Genomic DNA, 22,687 nt, shown 5'->3' with positions numbered 1-22,687 from the left:
AGAATAAACGAGTTGAAGCTATTCAAGTTAAGTTAACTGGAGAGATCTCAAACCATTATGATGTATACTACCGCGTTTATTCACAATCATTTGGTTGGTTAGGGTGGGCCAAAAATGGTGAGTCTGCAGGTACAAGTGAATTAAGTAAACGTTTAGAGGCAGTTGAAATAATATTAGTCGCAAAAGGCGGCAATCCTCCAGGTTCAACTGACAAGCCATTTCTTACAGCACCCTCTGTGGTTTATTCAACTCATGTTCAAACACATGGTTGGTTGAATAATGAAGTGAATGGAGCAATCAGTGGAACAGTCGGAGAAGGGAAACGCTTAGAAGCAATTAAAATCAACCTAAAGAATTCTTCTTATAGTGGAGGAATTTCCTATTCTACCCATGTACAAAGTTATGGTTGGACAAATAATGTATCAAATGGTGAAGTATCTGGAACATCTGGTGAAAGCAAGCGATTGGAAGCAATCGAAATAAATTTAACTGGCGAGATTGGAAATTATTTTGATGTTTATTATCGTGTTCATATTCAAGGAAATGGCTGGTTAGGTTGGGCGGAAAATGGGATGAAGGCTGGTTCTGAGGGTCTTGCTAAGCGCCTCGAAGCCATTGAAATCAAGTTGGTTCCCAAAGGTCAGGGCGAACCGGTTAGTGAAAAAGCAGCATTTAAGGAGCCATTCATCGTATTTCTAGATCCAGGCCATGGGGGAATCGATACTGGTGCAATTTCTGGTGGGTATCGTGAAAAAGACTTGAATTTGGCTGTTGCTAAAAAAGTGAAATCATTACTAGTTAATCTTGGCTATAATGTAATAATGTCACGTAATGACGATTCTACAGTTGAGTTGATTGATCGTCCTAAAATGGCGAATGACCTACAAGCAGATATTTTTGTAAGTATCCATACTAATGCAACCGAATCTGGGACAACTGCTGCTTCAGGTATTGAGTCTTATTACTATAAATATACTCCAGGTTATCCACCGAAAATTAATAGTGCTATGCATAATGACCCAGTGAGAATTGCAAGAAGTATGGCACTAGCAAATATACTTCAACAAAATATGGTTAATAACACTGGTTCTGTTAATCGTGGAACAAATGGAGAGACCTTGGCGGTTGTACGTGAATCAGCAATGCCTGCTACTTTAGTGGAGTTGGGTTTTATTAACAATCCAAGTGAACGTCAAAAATTATTTACAGATGCTTATCAAAATAAATTGGCTAAAGCAATTGCTGATGGAATAAATCATTACTTTAGTATTTATTAATGTTGCAAATGCAACGCAAGTCACAAGTCAGTTAATGAAATTCGAAAATGCCAATATTCCATACCTCTACTTGTGAATGAATCCTAGGGATTTGCAAGTAGAGGTATTTTTTATGTTGGAGTTTCGACAAAAAGGACAACCAAATTTCTCCATGAACGGACATTCTTATATGAAAAATATAAAAAAATAGGTTATACTGTAGAATAGTTGTTTTTATAACATAAAGAAAATATATGCTTGTTCAAAAAGGAAGTGTCAATCGTTTGAGTATTTCGGTAGTAATACCTACATATAATCGGGCAGATCTTCTGCCCAAAGCCGTAAAGAGCGTTCTTGAACAAACATTACAACCTCTGGAAATTATTATTGTGGATGATTTATCAACCGATAATACAAAAGAAGTTGTAGAATCATTTCAAAATGAGAAAATTACATATGTCCTTAATTCACGGACTAAAGGAGCAAATGGAGCTAGAAATACAGGGATTTTGATGGCCCAAGGTGATTATATTGCTTTCCAGGATAGTGATGATATTTGGCTGCCAACCAAGCTGGAAAAGCAGATGAATTATATTAATAATAATCAAGAGACGGATATGTGTTTTTGTAGTTTAAAGATAGAGAATTTTGGACGAGTTGTACCGAAACGAAGTGTCAGGTCAGAGGAGATTCATTCTTTACTGAAACGCGGCAATTTTATAAGTACGCAAACCATTTTCATTAAAACAGCGATCGCTAAAAAGGTGCTCTTTGATGAAAACCTGATGCGCTATCAAGATTGGGATTTTTGTTTACGGGTTTCAGAAAGCTATCAAGTTCATCACCTCGATGAAGTACTTGCAGTCGCTGAGGTACAGAATGATAGTATTGGAAAAAAGGTTAATCAAGCCACAGCTTTAAAACAATTTTTTGAGAAATATCCTGAATTGAAAACTGCGAATCCCATTACAAAATCATTCCACCATTTTGTGATGTATAACACAAATAAACAAGATGGAAAAAGTATATCCGCAAACATGCACTATGCTAAATATTTTACTTATCAACTCTTTGACAAAGTATTTAACCGGAGGAATCGAGTATGAGAATAGGAGTAGTTGGAACAGGTTATGTTGGACTTGTACAAGGTGTCATCTTAGCTGAATTTGGTCTGGATGTCATTTGTATGGATGTAATAGAAGAAAAAATAACAATGCTTAATAAAGGTATTGTTCCTATATATGAACCGGGCTTAAAAGAACTGATGGATAAAAATGTTGCAGCAGGAAGAATTTTATTCACAACCGATGTAAAGTACACAGTGGAAAATACAGATGTAATCTTTATTGCTGTGGGGACTCCGCCAAAAGATGACGGAAGTGCAGACCTAAAGTATGTACTTGAAGTAGCAAAAAATATCGGTACCTATTTAAATGGTTACAAAGTAATCGTTAATAAGTCTACGGTTCCAGTCGGAACAGGCCAGCTTGTTAAGGAGACCATCCAATTGGTTTTAAACGAGCGTGGGGAAGAGTACCCATATGATATCATCTCAAATCCAGAGTTCTTACGAGAAGGAAAAGCGGTAGGAGACTGCTTAAAACCTGATCGGGTTGTTATTGGCTATGAAAATGAACGTGCAGCTGAAGTCATGAAAAAAGTTTATGACGTTTTATACATTAATGAGACGCCTTTTGTATTCACCGATATTGCGACGGCTGAAACGATTAAATATGCTTCAAATGCATTTTTAGCTGTGAAAATCTCCTTTATTAATGAAATGTCGTTACTAGCTGAAAAGGTTGGGGCGAACGTACAGGAAATTGCCCGTGCAATGGGTATGGATGGTCGCATTTCTCCAAAGTTTCTTCATGCTGGTCCAGGATACGGTGGATCTTGTTTTCCTAAGGATACAAAGGCCATTGTTGATATTGGCCGGAAGTATGGCGAGGAATTCAAGGTCATCCAAGGTGCTATCGAGGCGAATGAGAAGCAAAAGAAACGCATGGTGGAGAAGATTGTCGATCGGATGAATAGGGTTGAAGGGAAGACGATTGCCATTTTAGGATTATCGTTTAAACCGGAAACAGATGATATGAGGGATGCACCAAGTATCGACATCATCAACGGTCTAGTAAAAAATGGAGCAAAGATAAAAGCTTATGATCCACAAGGAATGAAAGAAGCCAAATGGCGCTTGGAAAAGATTGAGGATAGCGTTCAATATTGTGAAAACGAATATGCTGCGGTTGAAGGTGCAGACGCAACGGTCTTTATCACAGAATGGCATCAATTTCGAGGTATGTCACTACAGCGGATGAAAGATTTAATGAAAGGTGATTTTGTCTTTGACCTTCGTAATATCCATGTGAAAGACAAGAATGTTAGGGATATGTTCCAATACTATCCATTAGGGAGAAGCTAGATGGAAAAGGTTGATATTTTACTGCCAATTTATAACTCCTATGAGGAGACGAAGAACTGTATCGAAAGTATTTATCAATGTACAAGTATAGAGGCATTTGATTTATATTTGCTAGATGATAAAAGTCCTGATGATCACATCCAAGAGTTGACTGCCTATTATTCAGATAAATATTCTAATATTATTTCGATTCGAAATGAAAAGAATTTAGGGTTTCCGGGAAATGTGAATAATGGCTTTGCGGTGAGTAAACGTGATGCGATTATCCTTAATAGCGATACTATGGTTACGGAGGGTTGGTTAGAAACATTAGCACAGGTAGCGACAAGTGACGAAAAGATTGCGGCAGTTATCCCTATGAGTAACTATGGGATTATCTCGGGTATCCCAACTAGTAATAGTGAAATTAATGATTTATTTTCATTTAAAGAATTAGTGCTTGCCTTTAACAAAAGTAAACGAGATGGGTTTGTAGAAGCCCCTTTATTAATTGGTTTTTGTATGTATGTGAAAAGATCAGCTTTAGAACAAGTGGGTGTTTTTGATGCGGAAACATTTAAAAGGGGATATGGGGAAGAATCGGATTGGTGTATGCGGGCGAGAATAGCTGGTTATAAGCTGGTTGTTGCAAAAGGGGCCTATGTCCATCATATTGGTGGAGTCTCTTTTGGTGCTGAAAAAGAGCTGCTTCGGAAACGCTCGAAGGAGATTCTTTTACAGAGATATCCAGAAATTGATGTGGAATTGGAGCAGTTTGTTAGAAAAGGACATTCCCTTAAGGATATTAGGAAGAATGTAATGAAGAACCTTCCTTTCTTACGAACAAAAGCAAGTAAAAGACTCAAACTAAAAATGATTAAGCACTATTTGACCCATAGTATTTAGTGGTACATCTATAAAGGGGTTTAACCAATCTAAAATGAATAAATTAATGTCTAATTATCTATTTACAGTACTTTATCAGTTGCTGCTTATGCTGACACCTTTTATTACAACCCCATATGTATCCAGAATTCTTAGACCTGAGGGGATTGGGATCGATGCTACCGTCTTATCGGTCGTACAACTTTTTATAGTGTTCACGGTATTAAGTCTACCAATGTATGGAAGCAGACAAATTGCGGTAAAAAAAGATCAGAATGACTTATCTAAAGAATTCTGGTCCATTTTTATTTTTCAAATCTGTGTAGCTGTGTTGAATTTTATAGTTTATTATATTTTTATTAGTGCGTTCTCTACCCATAAAATACTGTACCTTATTCACATTACGACCCTTTTGGCGTATAGTTTAGATATTTCTTGGTATTTTATAGGAAAAGAACAGATGAAAAAAATTGCCATCAGGAACATGCTGATCAAGGTGGCCGGAATTATTCTTACGTTTCTACTCATTAAGGAATACAACGATTTGCCGTTATATGTAGCCATTAACGGAGGCACACTGTTAGTGGGGCAGCTGATTATGTGGAGACCCTTACTGAAGGAATTAAAGTTTGTAAAAATAGAATTTCCTGATTTTAAGGCCCATGTTATACCCATCCTTATTTTGTTTTTACCTCAATTAATGATTCAGGTATATGTTTTAGTCAACCGAATTGTTTTAGGGAATGTCTCCGGGGAAGTACAAGTTGGGTATTATACTCAGGCTAATAAGGTGGTCAAAATTGCGATCGGCTTGATTAGCTCATTAGGTACTGTCTTACTTCCGAGAATGGCATCTGAATTTGCAAAAGGAAATCAAGAACAATTAAAAAGATACACCAATGTCACTTTGCAATTTGTGTTAATGATTACCTTACCGATGACATTAGGGTTAGTCGCGATATCACCTAATTTTGTTATTTGGTTTTTAGGAAAAGACTTTCTGGATGTGTCACTTAATCTGATGATTATGAGTCCGGTCATCTTTTTTGTGGGACTGGCAAATGTATTTGGCGTTCAAATATTAGTGGCCACCAATCAGCAAAATAAATACTCGGTTGCGATCACTGTTGGCGCCATCTTAAGTTTGATGACTAATTTAGTACTCGTTTCATCGATGGGTAGTTTGGCGACTACCATTGCCCTTCTTGTGGCCGAGTCAGTTGGGGCTATCATTCAAATGTATTATGCGAGAAGCTATTTTCACTTTAGAACCTTCCTGCAGCTGTTCTTTAAATATTTAGTTTTAAGCATACTTGTATTTATTGCAGCATGGTTTGTTGGAAAGATAGTCACGATAACTCCTGTTCTACTTACCTTACTACAATTACTTGCAGGTGGCATAGTGTATGGATTGGGACTTTTGCTCATAAAAGACTCATTGGTGTATAAGCTTTTAGGAGTATTTTCACAAAAGTTCTTGGTGAAAATACATGAGCGTCGTTCATAACTCGATATTTAATAGTAAAAGGCCCTAATATTAAACCAATGAAAAAAACCCTTTAGGTTGAAACTAACGGGTTTACTTGTGAGGTGCAAAACTCTAAATCACAGACCTAATCACACAGGAAATAACATAATTTCCACAACACAAATCACAGTAGATTTCAAGGTCAAAAAGGCTTAGAGCTATCTTCAACTCTAAGCCTTTTTTGTATTATTTTATTTCACTAAACACTCGTTAGTTTATTTTGTCGAATATTTATAAGTATAGCTCCAAGGCATTTCAGTATTGGCTGTGTATAGAACATATTTTTTTCCTTTATCGTTAAATTCCCATAGAGTCCCATCCATTTCTCCGTCAACCGTGCCAACTGTCTTCCAAAACGGAAGAAATCCCGGAACACTGATTCCTAATTTTTCAGGTTCAGGTGAATCTGTAACTAATTCTAATTTTATATTTTTCGAAACCAATGTTTTATTTGGACCTTCTTGAAAATGAGGCACAAAAAACAAATATTTAGCCCACCACAGCACAAATGATAATAAAATTATTATTCCTAAAACAATTAATTTCCTCTTCATATTTCCCCCTGTAATTAATATCTCTATAGTTATACTTCCCCAAAAAATAACACTTTCCCTATTAAATAGGTGATTTATTTAAAATACAATATATCATTCAGAGTAAATTGCTTATCTATAAGACCCAGTTGTTGAGCAGGAGTTAATCTTGCCTTTTTACCTTTCGATTTCGTTCTTAAACAGAAATTGTAGTAAGTTCGCAGAATGGTGACAGCCATTTGAGCGTACTTTGGGTTAAAGTTTGCATAGATGTAACTTTTTCCACTCCCTCTTGCCGTTACAAGGGGTCTTTCAAGTACGGATAATCTCCTTCGAATCATTTGCATAAAATTGCTTGTTGGTCGGTCAGTAACTTTTAAAAGCATATTGGCGACATATTCATCTGAATAGGAACTTGTATCCGTTGTACAATCAACTGAAAAATGTCCTTTATCCGATGGTGGCAGGGGATGTTCTACTGTACTCTTAGCCCAAACTTTATAGTTCTGTGTGCCGTCTGATAGGATTTTGTACAATGGCTTTTTATTAAGTTCAATGGATACCTTAGTTGTCGCAAGTTTTCTTAAAGATTGTTCTTCAAAGCCGTTTGCCTCGCCCCAAGCCTTTAGTTTGGAGGCGGCTACGACGTGTTCACGAAATGCCTCCTGAAGGGTTTTATCACGGTCGATTTTACATAAGAAATGATGGGCTTCACCTGATAGAATCTCTTCTTTGAATACGCGGTAAATAGACTTCATTAATGTTTCGTCCTCATCAGTAACGAAACGCCATTTTGGTGAATGTAGTGATTGCTTTAACAGCCAAAGATGAGCAATCGCTGTGTAATTCGAATTGGTATGCAAACCATCAATGTATTTATTTCTCCTTTGAAAATTGTTAAAAGCCATTTCGTACTCTAGGTCTGTTTCATCATCGTTCTCTGTGGGTGGTTGTGGCAAAACAGAAAAACGAAGCCTGCCATTTTTACGAGAAAATTCATAGAGGTGGTCTTCCCTGTAATAGACCGTATCCTCTTTAATATCCTCCAAAGTAATAGTCCAATCATAGGCTACATCTGACCGAAAAATATAACCAGTATCCACATCGCCGCTAACGATGATTTGGGTCTGCATTAATTTGTCCTCAACATTATCATATCGCAGCCCACCGTGCCCCTTTTTCCGGACGTTGTTTAGATTGTATATCATCTTATCGGTATTGAGCCAAAGCGAGTCAACTTCCTTTGTTTCTAGTGATTTTTGTTCATAACGCTCAAGAAATTCAAGACATCTACGATAAAGCCATTCTAATTTGTGATAATAGGTCTTTGGAGAAATATTCAGAGCCTCGCAAGTCCGGCTTACAGGTAGACGATTAATGAGCATTTTCGCAAACATCGGCATAATATCATTCTTCTTTTGGTTGTAAGTAAATTTCTTTTCACGATTAGGCAAGACATTCGTTATTTTCTTGCATTCTTTGCATTGCCATTTTTGGGAACCGCCGCTGCTTGTTCCTCTTCGATAAAAATCCTTCGGATTACTAAATGGAGTGTAACTATCAGTCACACAATTCTCGTTATGAAACACATAGTCAGGCTCTATGTCTTTCACAATGTCCATTGTAGCCAAGCGTTTAATTTCCTCAGCGACGGACCATTTGGATATTGGAGTAACTGTACAGTTGAGCGATTTTTTATCAGGATGTGGCTCGTGGTTTGGATTACAGACGATAGAATCCGTTCTATATCGTCCTTTACTGGTCAATTTGTATCGGCTTGGTTTATTTTTTATGTTCTCAAATCTTTCTTGCGGCTGACCAAACCACAAACAATATGGATTAGCACAATAATTAAATTGAATCTTATGAGTTTGACCATTAAATATAAACTCAATAGGTTCGTATAACTTATTGTATCTTTGGGCGAAATGCCTGGGGCTTAGAATCGGATAGTTAAGATGTCTATCCAATAATTCATCCGATGAAACAGGTTCAATGATATTCAATACGTCATCTGAAGGGGTAGCCAATCGTTTTAATTTAGCCAATATCTTCATCCTCCTCTATATCAAAGATTTGGGTTAAAATCCTTTTGTTATATCGTTTGCTTTCTACCCATTTTAAGAATTTCTTATCATTAAGGATATTGAGCAAGAACTCATCTACCAACTCATCTTCAGTAAACTCAGTGTATTCCGCGTAATATTTCACGATTGAGCGTGTTCTTTCAGATATTTTCCAGCCAACCTTTTCCGCTCGCTTGTTCTTCGGCTCAATAAACCTTATTTCCATAGTGGTAATATTCCTCCGTTCGAAAATTCACATATGAATTCACACTGTAAATCACAGCAAATTCACATACCCTACAATAATTATTTCCATACCTGTGATTTATTATGCGAATTGGGGTGTGAATTTACAAAAGAAATATCTGCGAACATTGATATAACAACAAAAAAACACATTAGAATTCGTGTGTGAATTCTAATGTGTTTTCGGTCGTGATTAGCTTGTTTGCACCTCTGAAGTAAACCCGTTAGTTTCAACCTAACGGGTTTTTTTCATTGGTTTAATAAGAATCCAAAGTTGTTACAGTTTCTTGTCCTAAACCTAAGTGTTCTCGTAATTGGTTAGAAATCTCTTGTCTAGTTTCATCATCTACCAAGTAGTACCAAATACCATCAATGGTCTTTCCTTCTCCATTCATTTCAATATTATCGATTCGCTCGGCTGCAGATTTATAGGTTGATTGTATGCCAATCATATCATCGAGTGTAAGGTTGGTTTTAATATTTTTTTCGAGTGCATCTAGAATATCATCATATTTGGTAAGTGTTGAAATGGACTTTCCTTTTGCGACAATCTTTGAGATAACTTCCCGTTGTCGTTCTTGACGTCCAAAATCACCTCTTGGGTCCTGGTGTCTCATCCTGGCATACATAAGAGCTTCTTTTCCATTTAAATGGTGCTCTCCCTTACTAAGGGTCACCCCATCTAACTCGAATGCATATTTATTGTCTACATCAATACCACCGACTGCATTGACTATGTCTTTAAAGCTTTCCATATTTACTTTGATATAATAGTCAATCGGTAAATTTAAAAAATTCTCTACTGTATCAATACTTTCTTCAATTCCACCATAGGCATACGCAGCGTTAATTTTATCTAACCGTTCTTTCTTGGAGCTATCATTACTAATTAACAAAGTTCTTGTGTCACGTGGAATACTTAAAAGTTTCGTAGATTTTGTTTTGGGGTTAATCGTCACAACAATCATAGAATCTGTTCGTCCACTGTCGCCTTTTCGCTCATCAACCCCAACCATTAAGATAGAAATTGGATCAGAATTATGAAATTCGACTTGAGTTTCCCGCTTTGCGGAAACTTCTCTTGTGAGTGGTGTATTCATTTTATCTACGGCCTTCGCAACATTATGATAAACACTGTAGGCATAAGAGCCGCCACCCACTACAAGAATAAATAGTATGAATAATGATAAACGAAACCATTTAACTTTCTTTTTCTTCCTCTTCCCTTGCTTAAGGTGAGATCTAGTTCTATTCATTTATTTAATTCCCTTCTGAAAGGTAGTGATGTAAAAAGAAATTCTAAGGGATATTATAATATTGAACGAATATAAGTTCAACAAGAATTAAAAAAATCCGCCATAAAAGTACAAGTTTCGCTATAATGATGCTATAATTTATTTTTGGTAAGTCTAAAGAATTCATTATATGTGGATATTTGTCATTGTCTGCTTTTGTTTTACTAAAATCAGTCCATAAAATTTGAGTTAATGAAATAGCCTAGACATCAAAATAATGAAATGAAAGTGTGTGAAAAAAGTGTCTAACGCAAAAGTTACAATCAGTATTGTGACATACAATAGTAAACATATCTTTGATGTGTTAAATAATTTAAAAAAAGAATTTGTCCATGACAATAATTTCCGATTTGTTATTTTCGATAATAACTCTAATGAAGACTATAAACAGCGGTTACGTGAATATTTGGATTTTGCGGAGATTACCTTTTTCGCTGAAAATAATGGCTTTGGTTTTGGTCACAATTATAATTTATTACATGCTCAAGAAAAGTATTTCTTGGTCTTTAATCCAGATATTGTTCTGCTAAAAGATGACTTACTTGAAATGATCGATAGGATGGAAAAAGATCCAAGCATTGCATTATTAGTACCAAAGGTCTTAAATTCTGATGGTAGTGTACAGCATTTAATGCGTGATCGTGTATCTGTTTTTGACTATGCGCTCCGCTTTATCCCTTTTCAAATTGTGAAAAAAATGTTTCATAAACGTTTAGCATCGTATGAATTAAGAAATATTCCAAATGATCGTGATGTGGATATCCGAATTGGATCAGGATGCTTTATGTTAGTAAGAGGGCAGGATTTTAAGGAAGTAGGCGGTTTTGACGAGCGCTATTTTATGTACTTTGAGGATTATGATCTTTGTCTGGAATTGAAAAAGCGCAATAGAAGGATTGTGTATACGCCATTTTCACAAGTGGTTCATTATTACGAAAGAGGAGCGCACAAAAATTCCAAATTATTTAAGATTTTTATGCAATCAATGTATAAATATTTTAATAAATGGGGATGGCGGTGGTTTTAACTCCACTTGAATTCTAATGACTGGAAAAATGCGGAAGGTTAAGTTAGGGACTATCTTAACCAGATTCAGATAAAAATAAAAAAACGCCAGCACTCTCGGACGTTTATTTTTTGGCACGAGGGATTAGGAGAGGGTATTTTTATGAACAAGTTTGAAAAGAAATTGTTGACAATTTTTTTTATTGAAGTATTCGTAGGAGGCGGGGGGAGACTAATTGATTTTGGAATTTTATCGATTCGTCAAGTCTTGTTTTTACTCCTAATTTTAGTATTCATTATTCGAATCATAAAGGAAAAAGCTTTTTTTAATAAAGAAATCAATACATTTATCCGTATAAATCCAGTTACGATTGGCGTCTATTTATTGATCGGATGGTTTGTGGTGAGCTCGCTCATTGGTGTATTATATGGACATCCACTAGGGGCAATTGTTACCGATTTTTTACGAGTATCATACTTTGTAGTGTATTTTCCATTAGCATATTATATTTCAAAGGAACGATTTTCCCTTCAACGGATTATCACTTTGTTAAAATATTCAGCGCTGGGTGTAGCACTATTTACAATTGTTATTTCATTACTAGGAAAGACTGTCTTTGTAGGCGCTGATTTTAAACCATATTATGACTTGTTAAATAGGATATTTACAGGAGATTTATTCTTTAGACCAAGTAATAGTGTTTTTTATAAGAGTCACTTCTTTGTCCTTATTGGATTAGTTATTGCAATTAATGACTTATTTAATAAAAGTAAAAGTAAGCTTAGCATTGCTCTTGTAATCTTTTGTTCTGTTTCAGTTCTATGGTCTGAAACTAGAGGATTCTTATTAGCATTTATGCTAAGTGTGTTTATGATTATTGTGCTAGATGTAAAGGTTCTTGTAGACCCAATTAAGGGAGTAGTCAGTAAGCTTCAAAAACTTATGAACCATAAGCAATTTATTAAGAAATTCACGATATTAATCGTTGTGGTCGTGGCTGTTCCCTTTTTGTATAAATATATGACGCTCGAACGTTTTGAAGTGGTTAAGACGGATCCGGCAGCAAATGTCCAGAAAAATGAAGAAATAAGGGAACAAGAGACAGAAATAAATGATATCAGTGTCAACCATCGGCTTGAATTTATAACGGCATCTAGAGACATTTTGGTTCATCCCGCTAACCTTATTATAGGGACAGGCTATGGAACGGAAGTAGCAGGCAGAATCAACGGGTTAGAAATGAGCTTCCTTGATATTTTAGTGGAACAGGGATTAATCGGTTTTGCTATATGGGCGTACTTATTTTTAATTGTTTACTTCAATTACTATAGTGCCTATAAAAAGGGGCATAAATTATCGGGCCTTGAGATTTCATTATTGTCGGCCTTTATGGGTGTGCTATTATTGACGAATATCAATCCATTTATCAATAACCCAATTGGGATTAGCTTTTTCCTTATTCTTCTAATTGTTTCTCAACAAAAAAAGGACTCAATTAAAAATGAGGTAGTAAAATGAAATTAATGGCTGTCATGGTTCTATATAAGCAAGCTGTTGAAGAAAGTAGAACATTCCAAACGTTAAGAAAAACTTTATTTTCAAAAACAGACTTTTCACATGAATTGGAAATGGTTATTTATGATAATAGTCCAGAAAAGCAGGTACTGCCTTCTTTTGATCATGAGGGGATTTCCATCCAGTATATTCATGACCCCCGTAATCTAGGAATCGCTGTTGCATACAATTTTGCCTGGTCCAAGGCTGCTAAAAGCGGTAGTGACTGGCTACTCCTGTTGGATCACGATACCCAATTAACGAATGAGTATATTCTAGAACTCCAAAACTTACCAGAATTAGAATCAGATGTTGCAGCATTGGTACCTAAAATTATAAGTAATGGTACAATGATATCTCCTGTATATAGCGGATATCTCCGCCCATTAAAAGAGGAACAACCGCCAACGGGACTGCAAGATGTACCGGTGATGGCAATTAATTCAGGATCTCTGATTCGGATGGAGTTTTTAGAGCGTATTGGGGGATTTAATGGGCAGTTTCCATTGGATTATTTAGATCATTGGTTATTCTATGCGATTTATGCGAATCATCACAAGGTTTGGGTATTAGATGTAGTACTTGAACATGATTTATCTGTCATGGATTATAGCCAGGTTTCGTTAGACCGATATAAAAGTATTTTGGATGCTGAAATTAACTTTTATAAAAATTATAAACTGGGGCTTTATCCTTCCTATCGAAAACAACTGGCAATGAGATTGGTTAAACAAGTATTACTAGTGAAGAACAAAAAAATTGCTATGTATACGTTAAGCAAGCTCTTGAATAGAAAAAGGAGATAATTCTATGTTATCGGTTTGTATGGCGACATATAATGGTGAACGGTTTGTCATAAGACAGCTAGACAGCGTCCTTAAACAATTAGCTCGAGAGGATGAAGTAATTGTCGTTGATGATGGATCAACAGACAATACGTTACACGTGATCAAAGAACACTATGGCGACAGGGTAAAGGTTTATGTAAATGCCAGCAATATAGGGGCCATTAAGAGCTTTGAAAAGGCGATATCTTTAGCAAAGGGAGATATCCTTTTTCTATGTGACCAGGATGATATATGGGAAGACAATAAAGTGAAAAATGTTATCACGGTATTTGAGGAACAACAGGCTGACTTGGTTTTGCACGATGCTTATGTTGTGGATGGAAAATTACAAATGATTAATCCATCCTGGAATGATTATAACCATAACAACATAAACCAAGGAATTTTTGGGAATATTTTAAAAAACTCCTATACTGGGGCTTTTATGGCTTTTAAGAAAGAATTAGTGCCATTAATTCTGCCATTTCCTGATAAGATTGAAATGCATGATCAATGGATCGCCCTCGTGTGTATGCTGAAAAAGAAGAAAACCGTCTTTCTCGAGCAGCAGCTTGTAAAATATGTCCGTCACGGGGGAAATGTAACCGGGATGAAGCGACGATCAATAGTAACACAGCTAAAAGGGCGAATGCGCACCATTTCGGCAATAATAAATTACAAACGTTAAATTATTTACGTTTTTGTTACATTTCAGTTCGTGTTTGTATTTTTGACTTATCATTTTTATAATGGTGAAGGTTAGAAAATTATTAAAAGAGGAGTTGTCTTTAGTGAAAGGTATTATTCTTGCTGGAGGAAGTGGCACAAGACTTTATCCATTAACCAAGGTAGTTTCTAAACAGTTATTGCCTGTATATGATAAACCAATGATTTATTATCCATTATCCGTATTAATGCTTGCTGGTATTAAGGATATATTAATTATTTCTACACCGGAGGATACTGCACGCTTTGAGCAAAGTTTGGGAGACGGATCGGATTTAGGAATGAACTTTACATATAAAATCCAACCTGATCCAGGTGGTTTGGCACAAGCCTTTATCCTAGGGGAAGAGTTTATCGGCGATGATAGTGTTGCGTTAGTGCTAGGCGATAATATTTTCTATGGTCACGGCTTAACAGACCAATTAAAGAAAGCGTCAGCACGTCCATCTGGAGCTACAGTTTTCGGTTATTATGTTAACGATCCAGAACGTTTTGGTGTTGTTGAATTTGATTCAAATGGAAAAGCGATATCAATTGAAGAAAAACCGGACAACCCGAAATCAAACTATGCCGTAACAGGGCTTTATTTTTACGACAATCGTGTTGTGAATATCGCCAAAAATATTCAGCCATCACCGCGTGGTGAGTTGGAAATTACTGACATCAATAAAGCGTATCTTGAAATGGGAGAGCTAAATGTCGAGCTTCTTGGCCGCGGATACGCGTGGTTAGATACCGGTACACATGCATCCCTGTTAGAAGCTTCGCAGTTTATTGAAACAGTTGAAAAGAGACAATCATTAAAAATTGCTTGCCTTGAAGAGATAGCTTATAAAATGGGCTATATTACAAAAGAGAAGTTGATCGAACTGGCTGAGCCTCTAAAGAAAAATCAATATGGTCAATATTTAATCAAAATCGCCAATCAATAACTGTAATCCATAAGTGAGGTAATAAGAATGAACATTATTGAAACAAAATTATCTGGTGTTAAGATTCTAGAGCCAAAGGTATTTGGAGATCACCGTGGATACTTTATGGAAAGCTATAATAAAGATCTGTTTGAATCATTAGGTTTGCACTATGAGTTTGTCCAGGATAATCAATCATTGTCCGCTCCCGTTGGCACACTTCGTGGTTTACATTTTCAATTAAACCCAAAAGCACAGACAAAGGTTGTCCGCTGTATCACTGGCGCAATTTACGATGTAGCTGTAGACATTCGTCAAGGCTCTCCCACCTATGGTCAGTGGGTAGGGGTGATCTTAAGCGCTGAAAACAAACGCCAGCTGCTGGTCCCGAAAGGTTTTGCTCACGGTTTTTGCACATTGGTGCCTGACACTACTGTTGCCTATAAAGTCGATGAATATTACTCACCTGAGCATGATGGCGGAATCCTTTGGAGCGATCCTGATTTAGGAATAGATTGGCCGACAACGAATCCAATTCTTTCGGATAAAGATACGAAACATCCAACGTTAAGTGAAGCAACTCATCTCAATTTTGTATTCGAGAAGTAGGAGGAAAACAATGAAGTTATTAGTTACAGGCGGTGCTGGTTTTATCGGAAGCAATTTTGTACGCTACATGGTAAATAAGTATCCCGCTTATCAAATTGTAAACCTTGATTTATTAACATATGCAGGAAATCTTGAAAACTTAAAGGATATTGAAAATGCTCCTAATTATAAGTTTGTCCGCGGTGATATAGCAGATCGCGAATTTGTTCAAGGTTTATTTAAAGAAGAAAAGTTTGATTATGTATTGAACTTTGCTGCTGAATCACACGTTGACCGTAGTATTACAGATCCTGGTATCTTTGTTCAAACAAACATTCAAGGTACCCTTGCCTTATTGGATGCAGCCAAAACATTTGGCGTTTCTAAATATCTGCAAGTTTCGACGGATGAAGTATATGGTACTCTTGGTGAAACAGGGTTCTTTACAGAAGAAACCCCGTTAGCGGCTAATAGCCCGTATAGTGCAAGTAAGGCCGGTGCTGATTTGCTTGTTCGTGCATATCATGAAACATTTGGTCTTCCAGTTAACATTACACGTTGTTCCAATAACTATGGACCATTTCATTTCCCTGAGAAGCTCATTCCATTAATGATTATTAATGCATTAAATGACAAAGAACTCCCTATTTATGGAGATGGGTTAAATATTAGGGACTGGCTTCATGTTGAAGACCATTGCCAAGCCATTGATTTAGTTCTTCATAAGGGGCGTAATGGTGAAGTGTATAATGTCGGCGGTAATAACGAACGTACGAATATTGACATTGTGAAGACTATTTTAAAACAACTCAATAAACCAGAATCGTTAATGAAGTTTGTCAAAGACCGTCCAGGTCATGACCGTCGTTATGCAATTGATGCAACGAAGCTCCGTACTGAGCTCGGCTGGTCGCCTAAATATAATTTTGAAACGGGTATTAAACAAACGATTGAGTGGTATTTGAGTAACCAGGAATGGTGGGAAAATATTATCTCAGGAGAATACCAGGAATATGTAAAATCCCAATATGGCGACAGATTAGGGGTAGAGTAATGAAGGTAGTGGTAACTGGGGCTGCAGGTCAATTAGGACAGGATGTAGTCTTAGAATTGACCCGAAAAAACCATGAGGCAATCGGAACAGATCGTAATCAATTAGACATAACCAATGAGGCGGAAGTGTTCTCTTTCATTAACGAAGTAAAGCCAGATGTCATTCTCCATTGTGCGGCTTATACCAATGTAGATGCTGCTGAAGAAAACGAAGATCTTGCTTATCAAATTAATGCCTCTGGTACTGAATATCTTGCTAAAGCAGCACAACAAATTGGTGCAAAGATGCTCTATATTAGTACTGATTATGTTTTTGATGGTACTGCTTCTGAGCCTTATGAAGTCGACGAACAAACAAAACCTTTAGGCGCATACGGCAGGACGAAATTAGCTGGTGAAGAATTACTGCAGAAACATTTAAGGGAATCCTTTATCGTTCGAACTGCATGGGTATTTGGAATTCATGGTCATAACTTCGTTAAGACTATGCTCCGACTAGGAGAGGAACGCGGCGAAGTAGGAGTGGTTCATGACCAAGTTGGCTCTCCCACCTACACAGTCGATTTAGCCAAGTTCATGGTTGAATTAATGGAAACAGACAAATACGGGATTTATCATGCAACTAACAGTGGCGTCTGTTCCTGGTATGAGTTTGCAGTTGAAATCTTTAAACAGGCTGGGTTAAATGTGACGGTTAATCCATTAACAAGTGATCAATTTCCACGTCCAGCAGCTCGTCCAAACTATTCCGTGTTAAGTAAGAAAAAAATTGAAGAGAGGGGCTTAACCTCTCTCCGTGATTGGGAAGATGCATTAACAGCTTATTTACAAGAAACAAAAAATAATATATAACATATTCTTTTTGTTAAGAGAATATTAAGGGGCCTCTGTTGTAATAAACAGGGGCCATATTTATTTAGTGGTTAAGAGGGCGAAATAAAAAAATGTTCTGGGAGAGAATTTTTATTGAAACATTTTCAGGATAGAAGCGTCAATATGAAGGAAGGCATAATTTGACCTTTTGTAAAATGAAAAGTTATTTTTGTGGAAAATTTTGTCGTTTTACAAAATAGACTACGTATTTCGTTTCCATAAATTTGATGGGTAAATATCTATTTCTAGTAATCTCAAAAGTGACTTTTTTCTCACATTTAGGAAAAAGATGTAGAATTAAAGTGTTTATTTCTTGTATTGTCTATGCTATAATCCTAAAGGGAATGATAGTCTCAGATTTAAATTGATGTATATAAATAATAAAATAAATACATCATTAATTAAAAAGTAATGTAACCATGGAGGGCTATATGTTCTATCTAACGTTAGTTATTTGTTTTTTTTCGGCAATAATTCTCACTCCTTTAGTAAAAAAGCTTGCTTTTAAGATAGGTGCGACTGATAAACCGAATCAACGGAAAGTGCATCAAAAAATAATGCCTCGTTTAGGTGGATTAGCAATATATATAAGTTTTTTAATTGGAATCGCGATTATTCAACCAAATGTTAAATCCCTATTACCAATTATGAATCCTAACGAAAATCTCCATATGGCGATCATTATTGGGAGTATCATTATTATTTTAACTGGTATTCTTGATGATACAAAGGAAATCTCTCCAAAATTAAAACTGTTTGGGCAAATTCTAGCTTCCTTTGTTGTTGTTTTTATAGGTGATTTGAGGGTGGAATTTATCAATTTACCTTTTGGCGGCGGTCAATTAAATTTTGGATTCTTAAGTATCCCGATTACCATGTTTTGGATTATAGGTATTACAAATGCAATTAATTTAATTGATGGACTGGATGGTTTAGCTGCTGGCGTTTCTACAATAGCCCTATTTGCTATTGCAGGAATGGCCTTTCTAATGGGGAATCCCTATGTTATGATTTTAGCACTGATAACTGCTGTTTCATCACTTGGCTTTCTTATATACAATTTTCACCCTGCTAAGATATTCATGGGTGATACAGGGGCATTATTTTTAGGTTATTTAATCAGTGTTCTCTCACTTCTTGGTTTTAAAAATGTAACTTTTATTTCGCTTGTCATTCCTATAATCATTCTCGGGGTTCCGATTTCAGATACGTTCTTCGCGATTATTCGCAGACTTGTTAATAAACAGCCGTTGTCTGCACCTGATAAATCACATTTACACCATTGCTTATTAAGGTTAGGCTTCTCACATAAGCAAGCAGTTCTATTGATCTATGCAATGAGTGCAGTTTTTGGTCTTGTTGCTTTCATTTTCTCACAATCTACTGTCTGGGGCTCATTGATTGTAATCTTAGTTCTACTATTTACAATAGAAGTTATTGTTGAAAAAATAGGTCTAGTACGGGATGATTATAAACCACTATTGAAGTTTATGAAGGGTTTTAAACCTATAAATATAAAAAATCGATATTAATATATTCATAGAAGGCTAAAGAATATCCATTTCTTTGCCTTTTTTATTTTTAATTTATCATTATTTTTTATGGCGATTCAGGACTTTTTACCAAATTATAGTTGTTTTTGAATTGCTAATAATGGGCAAACTGACTAACAAGGAGGATGTCTGATGCTTTATCTCACCTTGCTAGTATGTTTTCTTGTCTCCATTTTTATAACACCATTTATAAAAAAATTAGCATTTGCTATAGGTGCTATCGACCGGCCAAATCAGAGAAAAGTCCATCAAGCGATCATGCCGCGGCTTGGAGGATTAGCAATTTTTATTAGTTTTATGATAGGCATTTTCCTGTTCAAGCCAGAAAGTCCCTATTCGTTTGCGATTATGATTGGCTGCTTCATTATTGTCATTACTGGCATTTGCGACGATTTGTTGGAATTACCGGCAAAGTATAAACTTCTGGGTCAATTAGCGGCCGCTTGTACAGTTGTCTTTGTAGGTAATTTGCAAGTGGTTTTTATTAATCTGCCATTTGGGGGTCAACTTCAGTTTGGTTTACTTAGCATTCCCTTCACGATTTTGTGGATTGTTGGCATCACAAATGCAATTAACTTAATTGACGGTCTAGATGGATTGGCAGGAGGGGTCTCTTCCATTGCGTTAATTACTATTTCAGGCATTGCCATTATTCAAGGGAATCTATACGTGGTTACTGTCGGATCGATTGTGCTAGCAAGCACACTCGGTTTTCTAATCTACAACTTCCACCCAGCAAGTATTTTCATGGGAGACACGGGGGCACTATTTTTAGGCTTCATTATTTCTGTTTTGTCATTGCTTGGTTTTAAAAATGTTACCTTTATTTCCTTTGTTATTCCGGTTATCATTCTCGCAGTACCTATTTCAGATACGGTTTTCGCGATCATAAGAAGAATTATTAACAAACAGCCCTTATCAGCACCGGATAAATCTCATCTCCACCATTGCATGCTTCGCTTAGGGTATTCACACCGTCAGACTGTCTTACTCATTTACGCAATGGCAGCCTTTTTTGGACTTGTCGCCATTATTTACTCGCAAGCAAGAATGGGCGGTGCAATTTGTTTAATTGGAATTGTCGTTCTCTTAATAGAAATTATTGCTGAGAAAATTGGATTGATGGGGAAGGACCATCAACCTTTGTTAAATATTGTTCGTACCTTAACGACTGTGAAAGATCGTCCATAACGATGAAGACTAAAGAGGTGCTAGCTGCTTTGGTCATAGTAAAAGGGACTCAGCTCAGAGTCCCTTTTCGATTTTTTTCCCAATTGTCCCATTCCTAAATCCCAATTATAATCAACAGAAAGAACTACTGTTGTTGTCTTATCCAATCTTCTTCTAAATAAACCTTGTTCCCTTTATCCATTGCAGATTGACCGTTAGTCAGCTCAACCATCCAATCCATAAACGCTGGGACCTGGTCTTCCACCACATAGGTTTCAATTTCAACACTATCCAGGTAATGAATTTCTTTAATTTTAAACTTAGTGGAGCGTAGTTCTTTTTCTATTTTCCCAAGCCAGGTATAGTCGATTTTCACATGTACAATTTGTGAAAGCTTCCTTTCGACCATACCAACAACGTCCAAACCTTCTGATGTTGCTTTACCATAGGCGCGAATCAGTCCACCAGCACCTAATTTAATGCCGCCAAAATAGCGGGTAATCACAACTACGGTGTCTTTTAGCTTTCTTTTTTTCAAAACCTCTAAGATAGGTACGCCAGCAGTACCGCTTGGTTCACCGTCATCGTTAGCCTTTTGGATTTGATCATTCTCACCAATAAGATAGGCAGAACAGTTATGTGTCGCATCCCAATGCTGTTTCTTAATGACCTGAATGAATTCCTGCGCTTCCTGTTCGGTCTCAGCTCTTGTAATATGAGCTATAAATCGTGATCTTTGGATGTTAATTTCGTGTTCACCAGTTTGTTTTACAGTAAGATATCGGGGCAGCATATGATTTTCCTTTCCTTTTTTAAAAAATATTGTTGTAATATCCCTTTAATATGACAGTAACGTTCGAATGATATAATAGTCATAGTTCTTGAAGATCTTAAAAGTGAATAGTACATTAGGATGAAAAGTGATGATTATTAATATCTTACTTTTCACCCTAGGTTAAGGTCAACAAGAGTGGTTCAGATTCGCAAATCGGTAGATTTTAAGGTAAAATATGTTAAAAGACCTTAAGGGTAAAAATCCCCTGGAGGGAATGAAGAATTTATATGAAATCAATTGATGAAATTCGTGAAGAAATGCTTGAAATGGTAACATGTAGCAAGAGTGATATTTTCCGAATTGGTGAGCAATGTCGTCAGGAATTCGAGAACATGAATAAGGAATTGGAAAATATCCAGCAGTTGATGGTTAAGCTTATCGATGAGGGGGATCTGCTAGAGGAGCAAGTTCTTCAAGCTCGAATGATGCTGTCTGAGGTTAGTATGAATTTTAAACAGTATAGCGAGGAAGAGGTTCGTGAGGCTTACGAGAAGGCCCACCAGCTACAAATGGACCTCTCTATCAATTGGCAGTATAAAAAACAACTGTTGGATAAGAGGGATGATCTTGAGCGAAGAATTGTTGGGCTAGATGAAACGATAGATCGAGCTGAACAGCTCATTTCGCAAATTTCAGTTGTGATGAATTACTTAACTAGCGATCTTAAACAAGTTGGAGAAGTAGTAGAAAATGCCAAAGCCAAACAAGACTTTGGTTTGAAAATTATTGAAGCACAGGAAGAAGAACGAAAGCGGTTATCGCGGGAGATTCATGATGGTCCGGCTCAAATGTTGGCTAATGTCATCATGCGTTCGGACTTAATCGAACGTGTTTACCGAGACAAAGGCGCAGAAGAAGCATTTTCTGAGGTTCACAACTATAAAAAAATGGTTCGTTCGGCACTTTATGAGGTTCGGAGAATTATTTATGACCTTCGTCCAATGGCACTGGATGATTTAGGTCTCGTTCCAACCCTTAGAAAATATTTACAGACTATCGAAGAATATCATAATAATGCTAAAATTAATTTTGTGAATATTGGTGTCGAGCGCAGGCTTCCAACTAAGTATGAGGTGGCATTGTTCCGAATGATTCAAGAATCTGTGCAAAACGCTCTCAAACATGCAAATGCCTGTGAGATCAAAGTCACATTAGAAATAACCAATACCGCCATATCTGTTTTGGTTAAGGACAATGGTGTTGGCTTCGATACTTCCCAAAAGAAACCAGAGTCATTTGGAATCATTGGGATGAGGGAGCGTGTCGATCTGCTTGATGGAGAAATTACTTACGATTCCAAAATCGGCAGAGGGACTACTGTCTTAATCCATGTTCCAATTATAACGAAAGAGAATGCCGTAACGGCGGGTTAAAAATT

21 protein-coding genes are annotated in these 22,687 nt (G+C 36.6%); 16 read left to right on the top strand and 5 right to left on the bottom strand.

What is annotated here, in order from left to right:
- The 5 genes from TY15_RS11810 to TY15_RS11790 all read left to right on the top strand — a co-directional run.
- The coding region (locus TY15_RS11810; RefSeq protein WP_042374487.1) for an N-acetylmuramoyl-L-alanine amidase at window positions 1-1,277 on the top strand (1,277 nt) is incomplete at its 5' end.
- 263 nt (window positions 1,278-1,540) lie between these two features.
- A complete protein-coding gene (locus TY15_RS11805; protein WP_052353764.1) occupies window positions 1,541-2,362 on the top strand; it encodes a glycosyltransferase family 2 protein in 822 nt (273 codons plus the stop codon).
- Window positions 2,359-3,681, top strand: a complete 1,323-nt coding sequence (locus TY15_RS11800) for a UDP-glucose dehydrogenase family protein (RefSeq protein WP_040204234.1) — start codon at window positions 2,359-2,361, stop codon at window positions 3,679-3,681. Before TY15_RS11805 ends, TY15_RS11800 begins: the two co-directional genes overlap by 4 nt.
- Complete coding sequence (locus TY15_RS11795) at window positions 3,682-4,566, top strand: glycosyltransferase family 2 protein (protein ID WP_040204232.1); 885 nt, start codon at window positions 3,682-3,684, stop codon at window positions 4,564-4,566.
- Window positions 4,567-4,600: 34 nt separating this feature from the next.
- Window positions 4,601-6,052, top strand: coding sequence for an oligosaccharide flippase family protein (locus tag TY15_RS11790; RefSeq protein WP_040204231.1), 1,452 nt, complete (start codon window positions 4,601-4,603; stop codon window positions 6,050-6,052).
- Between the two features lie 236 nt (window positions 6,053-6,288).
- Here the strand turns inward: TY15_RS11790 and TY15_RS11785 are convergent, their stop codons facing one another.
- From TY15_RS11785 to TY15_RS11770, 4 genes are all read right to left on the bottom strand, one after another.
- The gene (locus TY15_RS11785) at window positions 6,289-6,627 is read right to left on the bottom strand and encodes a hypothetical protein (protein ID WP_040204229.1); all 339 of its coding nucleotides are present in this window, start codon (window positions 6,625-6,627) and stop codon (window positions 6,289-6,291) included.
- 74 nt (window positions 6,628-6,701) lie between these two features.
- Window positions 6,702-8,663 (bottom strand): insertion element protein, encoded by a 1,962-nt coding sequence (locus tag TY15_RS11780; protein ID WP_244440920.1) that lies wholly within the window; start codon window positions 8,661-8,663, stop codon window positions 6,702-6,704.
- Window positions 8,647-8,898: a hypothetical protein gene (locus TY15_RS11775; RefSeq protein WP_042374485.1), complete on the bottom strand. Its 252-nt coding sequence runs from the start codon at window positions 8,896-8,898 to the stop codon at window positions 8,647-8,649. The genes TY15_RS11780 and TY15_RS11775 overlap by 17 nt, the downstream gene beginning before the upstream one ends.
- Before the next feature lie 277 nt (window positions 8,899-9,175).
- The gene (locus tag TY15_RS11770; RefSeq protein WP_040204227.1) at window positions 9,176-10,174 is read right to left on the bottom strand and encodes an LCP family glycopolymer transferase; all 999 of its coding nucleotides are present in this window, start codon (window positions 10,172-10,174) and stop codon (window positions 9,176-9,178) included.
- 280 nt (window positions 10,175-10,454) lie between these two features.
- Between TY15_RS11770 and TY15_RS11765 the strand changes: the two genes are divergently transcribed.
- From TY15_RS11765 to TY15_RS11720, 10 genes are all read left to right on the top strand, one after another.
- On the top strand, window positions 10,455-11,240 hold the full coding sequence (locus TY15_RS11765) for a glycosyltransferase family 2 protein (protein WP_040204226.1): 786 nt from the start codon (window positions 10,455-10,457) through the stop codon (window positions 11,238-11,240).
- Window positions 11,241-11,381: 141 nt separating this feature from the next.
- On the top strand, window positions 11,382-12,737 hold the full coding sequence (locus TY15_RS11760) for an O-antigen ligase family protein (RefSeq protein WP_040204224.1): 1,356 nt from the start codon (window positions 11,382-11,384) through the stop codon (window positions 12,735-12,737).
- Entirely contained in the window at window positions 12,734-13,579 is an 846-nt protein-coding gene (locus TY15_RS11755; RefSeq protein ID WP_040204223.1) for a glycosyltransferase, read from the top strand. Before TY15_RS11760 ends, TY15_RS11755 begins: the two co-directional genes overlap by 4 nt.
- Window positions 13,580-13,583: 4 nt before the next feature.
- Window positions 13,584-14,288, top strand: coding sequence for a glycosyltransferase family 2 protein (locus TY15_RS11750; RefSeq protein WP_040204221.1), 705 nt, complete (start codon window positions 13,584-13,586; stop codon window positions 14,286-14,288).
- A gap of 103 nt (window positions 14,289-14,391) precedes the next feature.
- Window positions 14,392-15,258 (top strand): glucose-1-phosphate thymidylyltransferase RfbA, encoded by an 867-nt coding sequence (gene rfbA / locus TY15_RS11745; protein WP_040204220.1) that lies wholly within the window; start codon window positions 14,392-14,394, stop codon window positions 15,256-15,258.
- A gap of 27 nt (window positions 15,259-15,285) precedes the next feature.
- On the top strand, window positions 15,286-15,846 hold the full coding sequence (gene rfbC / locus TY15_RS11740) for a dTDP-4-dehydrorhamnose 3,5-epimerase (protein ID WP_040204219.1): 561 nt from the start codon (window positions 15,286-15,288) through the stop codon (window positions 15,844-15,846).
- Between the two features lie 10 nt (window positions 15,847-15,856).
- Window positions 15,857-16,879 (top strand): dTDP-glucose 4,6-dehydratase, encoded by a 1,023-nt coding sequence (rfbB, locus tag TY15_RS11735; RefSeq protein WP_040204218.1) that lies wholly within the window; start codon window positions 15,857-15,859, stop codon window positions 16,877-16,879.
- The gene (rfbD, locus tag TY15_RS11730; protein ID WP_040204217.1) at window positions 16,879-17,730 is read left to right on the top strand and encodes a dTDP-4-dehydrorhamnose reductase; all 852 of its coding nucleotides are present in this window, start codon (window positions 16,879-16,881) and stop codon (window positions 17,728-17,730) included. Before rfbB ends, rfbD begins: the two co-directional genes overlap by 1 nt.
- A 452-nt stretch (window positions 17,731-18,182) precedes the next feature.
- Window positions 18,183-19,283 carry a glycosyltransferase family 4 protein gene (locus tag TY15_RS11725; protein WP_040204215.1) on the top strand — a complete coding sequence of 367 codons (1,101 nt, stop codon included), beginning with the start codon at window positions 18,183-18,185 and terminating at the stop codon, window positions 19,281-19,283.
- 153 nt (window positions 19,284-19,436) lie between these two features.
- A complete protein-coding gene (locus TY15_RS11720) occupies window positions 19,437-20,495 on the top strand; it encodes a glycosyltransferase family 4 protein (protein WP_040204213.1) in 1,059 nt (352 codons plus the stop codon).
- Between the two features lie 124 nt (window positions 20,496-20,619).
- On the opposite strand, the gene TY15_RS11715 is transcribed toward TY15_RS11720, so the two are convergent.
- Window positions 20,620-21,267: a YigZ family protein gene (locus TY15_RS11715; protein ID WP_040204211.1), complete on the bottom strand. Its 648-nt coding sequence runs from the start codon at window positions 21,265-21,267 to the stop codon at window positions 20,620-20,622.
- A gap of 269 nt (window positions 21,268-21,536) precedes the next feature.
- Between TY15_RS11715 and TY15_RS11710 the strand changes: the two genes are divergently transcribed.
- Window positions 21,537-22,682, top strand: coding sequence for a sensor histidine kinase (locus TY15_RS11710; protein WP_040204210.1), 1,146 nt, complete (start codon window positions 21,537-21,539; stop codon window positions 22,680-22,682).
- Window positions 22,683-22,687: the final 5 nt, after the last annotated feature.

Source organism: Neobacillus jeddahensis, from assembly GCF_000612625.1.
GTDB classification, from domain to species: Bacteria; Bacillota; Bacilli; order Bacillales; family Cytobacillaceae; genus Neobacillus; species Neobacillus jeddahensis.
This window is presented reverse-complemented; position numbering and strand designations above follow the sequence as displayed.

Excerpts from the sequence above, each read along its gene's own strand:
- TY15_RS11800 (WP_040204234.1), top strand. The coding sequence starts at position 2,359 with ATGAGAATAGGAGTAGTTGGAACAGGTTATGTTGGACTTGTACAAGGT.
- TY15_RS11795 (WP_040204232.1), top strand. The coding sequence starts at position 3,682 with ATGGAAAAGGTTGATATTTTACTGCCAATTTATAACTCCTATGAGGAG.
- TY15_RS11790 (WP_040204231.1), top strand. The coding sequence starts at position 4,601 with ATGAATAAATTAATGTCTAATTATCTATTTACAGTACTTTATCAGTTG.
- TY15_RS11785 (WP_040204229.1), bottom strand. The coding sequence starts at position 6,627 with ATGAAGAGGAAATTAATTGTTTTAGGAATAATAATTTTATTATCATTT.
- TY15_RS11780 (WP_244440920.1), bottom strand. The coding sequence starts at position 8,663 with ATGAAGATATTGGCTAAATTAAAACGATTGGCTACCCCTTCAGATGAC.
- TY15_RS11775 (WP_042374485.1), bottom strand. The coding sequence starts at position 8,898 with ATGGAAATAAGGTTTATTGAGCCGAAGAACAAGCGAGCGGAAAAGGTT.
- TY15_RS11770 (WP_040204227.1), bottom strand. The coding sequence starts at position 10,174 with ATGAATAGAACTAGATCTCACCTTAAGCAAGGGAAGAGGAAGAAAAAG.
- TY15_RS11760 (WP_040204224.1), top strand. The coding sequence starts at position 11,382 with ATGAACAAGTTTGAAAAGAAATTGTTGACAATTTTTTTTATTGAAGTA.
- TY15_RS11755 (WP_040204223.1), top strand. The coding sequence starts at position 12,734 with ATGAAATTAATGGCTGTCATGGTTCTATATAAGCAAGCTGTTGAAGAA.
- TY15_RS11750 (WP_040204221.1), top strand. The coding sequence starts at position 13,584 with ATGTTATCGGTTTGTATGGCGACATATAATGGTGAACGGTTTGTCATA.
- rfbC (WP_040204219.1), top strand. The coding sequence starts at position 15,286 with ATGAACATTATTGAAACAAAATTATCTGGTGTTAAGATTCTAGAGCCA.
- rfbB (WP_040204218.1), top strand. The coding sequence starts at position 15,857 with ATGAAGTTATTAGTTACAGGCGGTGCTGGTTTTATCGGAAGCAATTTT.
- rfbD (WP_040204217.1), top strand. The coding sequence starts at position 16,879 with ATGAAGGTAGTGGTAACTGGGGCTGCAGGTCAATTAGGACAGGATGTA.
- TY15_RS11725 (WP_040204215.1), top strand. The coding sequence starts at position 18,183 with ATGTTCTATCTAACGTTAGTTATTTGTTTTTTTTCGGCAATAATTCTC.
- TY15_RS11720 (WP_040204213.1), top strand. The coding sequence starts at position 19,437 with ATGCTTTATCTCACCTTGCTAGTATGTTTTCTTGTCTCCATTTTTATA.
- TY15_RS11715 (WP_040204211.1), bottom strand. The coding sequence starts at position 21,267 with ATGCTGCCCCGATATCTTACTGTAAAACAAACTGGTGAACACGAAATT.
- TY15_RS11710 (WP_040204210.1), top strand. The coding sequence starts at position 21,537 with ATGAAATCAATTGATGAAATTCGTGAAGAAATGCTTGAAATGGTAACA.